Raw genomic sequence first — 6,419 nt, 5'->3', positions numbered from 1 at the left:
ACTATCCCTGTCAGTAAAATTGCTCCTCCGACAAGAATTACTGGAAAGCCAAAGCTAACACAGGCAAAAGAAGCCAGGCTTCCAATAGCGGTTGCAACACCACCGGCTATAACTGCTTTGGCCACATCCATTGAAAAATCGCCAAGAAAATTAACCAGATCTCGCTCTGAACTCATAATAAATTCTATGGTTCTCCAGGCTACTGAAAACCAGATACAGAACTTAACTCCTTTTATTGATTCAGATAAAGCTCCTCGCCAGCCAATAGCGAGTTCCAGAACTTGAGGCGCTCGTGAAGAGAAAATATATTTACCGAGCTTTTCTAAAAGCCAGGGGCTGGATGTTGTGATTTTTATATATTTCTCTCCAAGTATTTCAAAGTAACTTGCTTTTGTATACTTTAAGGCATTAAGGTTAAATATAATTTTCCCATTGTCATCAAACTCAGTCATTAATTTACCCGCGTTAACTAACCAAGCGAGTGTATCTTTTATACCTGAAGGATGTGTAGTGATAAAATGAATGTAATCAAATGATGTTATTGGGCTGAGTATTTTTTTTGCAACATCAAGTGTCAAGAGAATAACATGATGAGTGTTCTGATGCCTTAACTCATCAATGAGTGGGACGTCGTTAAGATAAGGGTGCTGAGGTACTAGCTGGTTTATCGGCTGAGCCCCCCGAAGAATGTCACCCACATAATCAGCCCACTGTGCATTCTGTGTGTTGTTGTTATTCCTTAAACCAGCCATTTTATCTCTCCGCAATAGTAATTTATTATGTTATTACAGTAAGTTACTGTACACGATCCTGCCATTTACTCATTGCATTCGTACCGGCTAACGTATGCTCCCAGGAAATATCTTCATAAATAAAGGCAATTCTCTCCTGTGGTTCCAGTTCTTTTTCCAGGACAGCATGCGGTGTGACAAAATCAATACTTGATATTCGGGCTTTTGACAGATTTATTTTATAATAAGGCTGGTAAATACCCGCTTTACTGGTTCGGTAGAGTATAAATTCACATATTGCCATTTTTTCATTGTCACTAAGTGCTTTTGCCAGCAATGGTGAGGATTTATCAACCGGTTTGGTGATAATTAATTCATGATGATTGACATTTTGACTTCTTGAGATGGAATGCATTAACGCATAAACCATGATCTGATCTTTATGTTCTGGCTGCGCTTTGTTTCCGACAGAATCAAGCGTTGAGCAACCTGCTGAAATCAGCCCTTGTGTCTCTCCACTCAAAGATAAATAACTTATATTTGCCATGATAATCTCCTTTAATTAAATAATTATTTTTCGGCCGTGGTACCGGTTGCCGCCTCTGGCATGACGTTATTCTTCAGCAGCAGCCAGCGGCTTAACACGCCTTCGAGTCGCTCATTAATTTGTTTTTCCAGCGCATCTGTATTCTGCTTCTGCGCACGGGCATCCTGGTACTGCGTCAACAGAGACTCAACGGGTGTTTCCTGCCCCAGTCCCCGCTCCGCCTGCCAGATGACATTTTTGATATAGGAAAGGGTTAGTCCCTCTTTCTCGCGCTGCATCACTAGATCTGCAAAAGCATGTAAGTCCTGGCGGGTCTGCAACCAGCCACGCAACTGCGGGCTACTCTGTGCGCGGGTTTTGAGTGCCTCATTCCATTGTGTCGAGGCCTGTTGCTGTTGCAGGCTTTCCGGCCAGCGACTGTCGGCAACACGCATCATCTGCATCCCGGTTTCCAGCGGCTGTACCGGGGAGGTATCAAGAAGTTGTTGCAGCCTGCGCTCATAGTTTTCGAGTTCAGGTGAGGCCATCCACACCGTTGCTGCGCCCTGAGCGGTGTCGTTAACCTGTAACAGTTGCTGCTGCACCGGATAGACCTGCCACCACCACAATGCTGAGGCGACAGCCACTGAACAGGCGATCCCTGCGATAAACCCTCTTACCGTACTGCCTTGCTTTATCACACTGGCCTGTGGGGGATTCTCTGTCAGACTGCGCACTTCCACTTTCATCTCAGGCAGGCCGGGCAGGGGAGGCACTACCGCTTCTGGTGTGGAAGATGCCTGTGTTTCCGGGGCATAAATCAGCGTTCTGACCGTGGTCTGTGCGGCGTTCTCAGTGTTACTCTTCAGCTGGGGTTCAAGCCGTTTACGCGTGTTCTGCATAAAATAGAGCAGATTCTCCACGCGCGGAACGCGCTTCAGTTCCACCTGCTGGAGCTTATCGCAGATAAGCTGCAATGCCCGCTCTGTGCGGTAGATCAGTGGTAGGTCGGATTCCGCAAAGGAGATTTGCTGACGCAGAATATTGCCGGTTCGGGAGTTAAACCAGTCCAGCATTTCAGTACGCGCCGGGCCGCCCTGCGGCCAGAACTTATCCCAGTCGTGGCTTACCATTGCCGCCAGCAGTTCCGCACCTTCGCAGAATCCCGCCAGTCCCTGTGTCCGTGTCCGGGCAAGCGTATAGTAGGTGGCGGTGTGTAAATCCACACCGTTGGCTTTAAAAATCGCCAGTGCCAGCGACTCCACCAGTTTCCAGTTCAGCTCAGGCTGTGACGGGTGGCTGGCTTTGTTTATTTCCTCGCGGATGGCACTGAATTCCGGCAGCCCGCGCGGGTCACTGCCGGTAACGATAGTTTGTGTCAGTCCGTTACTATCCATCCCTGCCTCCTCAGTACAGTGTGTCTGACAGACCAAACTGGCTGAATAACCCACCGCTGAATGGGTTATCCTCAGTGTCGGTATGCACACGGTAGGTCATCGCGCCAGCGTCCACGCTAAAGCGCACGGTAAAGTTGCCATCCTGAACTCCGGTCAGTTGTCCGGCCCCGAAAAGGCGGAACTGCGCCCACGGCCCGCTGAAGCTGATACTGCGCGGTGCGTTGCCGCTGGTGCCGATGAGCGTCAGTTTGCTTTCGTTGCCTTCGCGCATATTGTTAGGCCAGACCAGATGGGCGGTATAGTTGCGCCCCTGGCTGTAATCGACTAACTGGCCGTCAAGGTTCAGTACACTGCGGCGTTTGTTGCCGGAGAGCGATACCGTTTCCACGGCAAAGGATGTTCCCAGACCGTTCTGTTTACTGAAGAAGATGTCACGGATTTTCTGCGCGGTTTTCAGTTGCGCAATAATATCTTCGCGAATAATGACGCTGTTATCGCCATCCTCCAGACTCAGGTCATTGTCGATAAACAGCTTCAGGTTCTGCTGGTAGAAGGTATCCAGTATGCCATCCGGTTTAAAGAAGCGTTCGAAGGCATCCAGTGAGGCATCCTGTGCAGAACGCGGATAAAACGGATAGTTATTTGCCAGTTGCTCGTTAAACGGTTTCACCACGCTGTCGCGCCAGTCCACTTCCATATAGTGAACGGCCTCCACCATCACCACATGCCAGGCCTGGTCAGCCAGTCTGCCAACCCAGCGGTTGAGCGGAGCAGGCAGTGTCTTTGCCATCTGGCGGGTGGCGAATATCGGATCGCTGCTGTTCTGATCAAGCCGCAACTGCACGGCTTTCAGCGCCGATTTCCCTGGTACAGGCGCGTTCTGAATTGCCAGCAGATAGCGGTGCAACTCGGTGAGTTGCTGATACACGGCCTGCATCGTGCTTTCTTTGTCTTTCTGTACTGCCAGAGTACTGTTTTCCGGGGCAAATTCATGCCCGAGGCGGGTGAGCAACTGGTAGTCCGGTTCTGCCAGAGCCTCATCCCGTTCTTTGGCAGAAAGTTTTTCAGAAAAGACGCCTGGCTGTGTGTTGTCACGCAACACAGTCAGCGCCCGCTGCAAAGGCTGGTCGCCGCTGATAACCTGCTCCAGCGCCCCGGTCAGTTGTCCAATGGACTCAAAATTGCGGATATTCAGATTGTCCATCCCGGCTCGCCAGGTAGCGGTGTAGTCGCTGATATACTGCTCGGTCAACTGGCGCTGGATTTCCGCGCGGTCGGCGTCACTGTATTTCACACTGCGGGTGAGGTTGAGTACCCAGGAATCCATTGCCGTCAGTTCAACCAGTTCATCGCGCTGTTTTACAAAATAGCTTTGCAGGCCGTAACGGGTAAGAAACTGTGGAACAACCAGTTTGTTGTCATCGGCAGATGTAAAGACCTGGTCAAAGGTTGGCCCTACCTGGTCACGCAGATTGAGGTCAGCAGGTAGAACGCCCAGCGCCCGCGTTTTCAGGCTCTGGTAAACCCGCTGGTAGACAGGCAGTTTGCTCAGTTCTTTCTGTGCTGATACCACGGGCTTGTCATATGGCATCCAGCGGCTGATGGCGTCACCGTCGCCCGCCTGACGCTCTGCATGCCAGTCAGTATGAGCCAGCGCGTAGTCAAGATGGGACATCAGTTGTGCCTGGATATCACGCTGGCCGTGGAACTTTTCGCTCCAGCGTTTTGCCATATACTGCTTCACCACCTCATTATTGCGTCCGCTTTTGTCCTCCAGCATTCGCATCACGCGCAGCACGGCGAGTTTTTCCTCACTCTCCGGCGGCGCGGCGTTCATCGCTTTGACCAGCCCGTTAAACAGCGAGGGCAGGTAACGCTGCTCTAGTAGTTGCAGATAGGTCTGTTCCACATAAGGCCCGATACGTCGTCCCTGGTACAGTCCCATATCGGCCAGACGGCTGCGGTCGCCCCAGTCGCCATAGGCCAGTGTGGCATCGCGTACCGGGTTCAGCAGCGGCAGTTGCAGGTTGCCGTAGTCGTCTTTCCCCTGCGGAGGCGGCACGTCCATAAAGGCTTTGGCCTGCTTAAGCACGGTGATGCCGGACTGATAGTTACCGTTGTAATAGTGATGCCAGCCGGTGATGAGCAGCAGTGCCGCCACGCCGCCTGTGGTAGAGAAAACCGTCAGGCGGCGACGGGAACGCATCAGCCAGTCACGGCTCTCCGTTGCCAGATTAGGCTCTGCGAGTAATGCCTGCGGGAACAGGCTGCGGGTGAAATAAGGCGCGGTGTCCACCAGGGGCCAGGACGCCAGTGGGTTATTGCCCAGCCGGTACTGGCGGGCGGCGGACTGGGTAAAGATGTCATCCATCTGGCCGCGTTGCAGTGACGAGGTGAGATAGACACCACGCAGCATCACGTTCATATTTTCGCCGTCAAGCAGACCTTCAAGCAGTGACACCAGGGGTTCACGGCTTCCCTGCATCTGGCGGGAAAAACTGAATAAAGACGCGCGGGTGTGAGTCTGAGCGACCATCAGATCCGGCAACGCCAGATTCATTCGATCCACCCATGTCTGCCAGAAAGCATTCAACTCTGTTCGCCAGTCATCATTTTCATGGGCACGGCGGGTGAACGTGACACCCAGAATCGCATCACGATCCTGTCTGTTCAGGGACTGGAACAGGGCGGCAAAACCCTGCAATAAATCAAGCCGGGTCAGTACCACGTAAACCGGTAGCTGGCAGTGAAGATGCTGGCGTATATCCTGCAAGCGGCTGCGCAGCGTCTGTAGCAGATACTCACGGCGGCGCTTGTCTGCGGTCAGCAGATCGGGTAAATCGAGTGTCAGAATAATCCCGTTCAGCGGCTGGCGCGCGCGCTTTTCCTTCAGCCAGCCGAGGGTATGTTCCCACAGACGGCGATGCAGGATAACCGCATCGCAGAGGATGCGCACTATGTTTACCACTATGATGAATACGGCAGACTGACGGAGAAGACGGACCGCATCCCGACGGGTGTGATACGGACGGACGACGAGCGGACCCACTACTACCACTACGACAGCCAGCACCGCCTGGTGTTCCACACGCGGATACAGCATGGCGAGCCACTGGTCGAGAGCCGCTACCTCTACGACCCGCTGGGACGGCGAATGGCGAAACGGGTATGGCGGCGGGAGCGTGACCTGACGGGGTGGATGTCGCTGTCGCGTAAACCGGAGGAGACATGGTACGGCTGGGACGGCGACAGGCTGACGACGGTACAGACCGACACCACGCGTATCCAGACGGTATACCAGCCGGGGAGCTTCGCGCCGCTCATCCGCATCGAAACAGACAACGGTGAACGGGAGAAAGCGCAGTGCCGCAGCCTGGCGGAGAAGATACAGCAGGAAGGGAGCGAAGACGGTCACGGTGTGGTGTTCCCGGCTGAACTGGTGGGGCTGCTGGACAGGCTGGAGGGGGAAATCCGGGCAAACTGCGTGAGCAGTGAAAGCCGCCAGTGGCTTGCGCAGTGCGGGCTGACGGTGGAGCGGCTGGCGGCACAGATAGAGCCGGTTTATTTGCCTGAGCGAAAAATACATCTTTATCACTGTGACCACCGGGGCCTGCCGCTGGCGCTTATCAGTGAAGACGGCAATACGGCGTGGAGCGCGGAATATGATGAATGGGGCAACCAGCTTAATGAGGAGAACCCGCATCACCTGCACCAGCCGTACCGGCTGCCGGGGCAGCAGTATGATAAGGAGTCGGGGCTGTACTA

General features: G+C 53.3%; 2 protein-coding genes and 3 pseudogenes. 1 reads left to right on the top strand and 4 read right to left on the bottom strand.

Annotated elements, in window-relative coordinates:
- From E0D98_RS20570 to tssM, 4 genes and pseudogenes are all read right to left on the bottom strand, one after another.
- The coding region (locus tag E0D98_RS20570) for a hypothetical protein (RefSeq protein ID WP_131890902.1) at positions 1–752 on the bottom strand (752 nt) is incomplete at its 3' end.
- Positions 753–795: 43 nt separating this feature from the next.
- Positions 796–1,278 carry an Hcp family type VI secretion system effector gene (locus E0D98_RS20565; RefSeq protein WP_001284199.1) on the bottom strand — a complete coding sequence of 161 codons (483 nt, stop codon included), beginning with the start codon at positions 1,276–1,278 and terminating at the stop codon, positions 796–798.
- Positions 1,205–2,654: pseudogene (locus E0D98_RS20560) on the bottom strand (VasL domain-containing protein). Before E0D98_RS20560 ends, E0D98_RS20565 begins: the two are co-directional and overlap by 74 nt.
- Positions 2,655–2,664: 10 nt before the next feature.
- Positions 2,665–5,595, bottom strand: a pseudogene (tssM, locus tag E0D98_RS20555) (type VI secretion system membrane subunit TssM); the annotation flags it as partial.
- On the opposite strand from tssM, the pseudogene E0D98_RS20550 reads away from it, so the two are divergent.
- Positions 5,584–6,419 (top strand): annotated as a pseudogene (locus tag E0D98_RS20550) (RHS domain-containing protein); the annotation flags it as partial. The pseudogenes tssM and E0D98_RS20550 overlap by 12 nt on opposite strands.

This window comes from Escherichia sp. KCJ4928, from assembly GCF_004352695.1.
In the GTDB taxonomy this organism is placed as follows: Bacteria; Pseudomonadota; Gammaproteobacteria; order Enterobacterales; family Enterobacteriaceae; genus ECMA0423.
The sequence above is the reverse complement of the archived record's forward strand: the minus strand, read 5'-3'. Positions and strand labels throughout refer to the sequence as shown.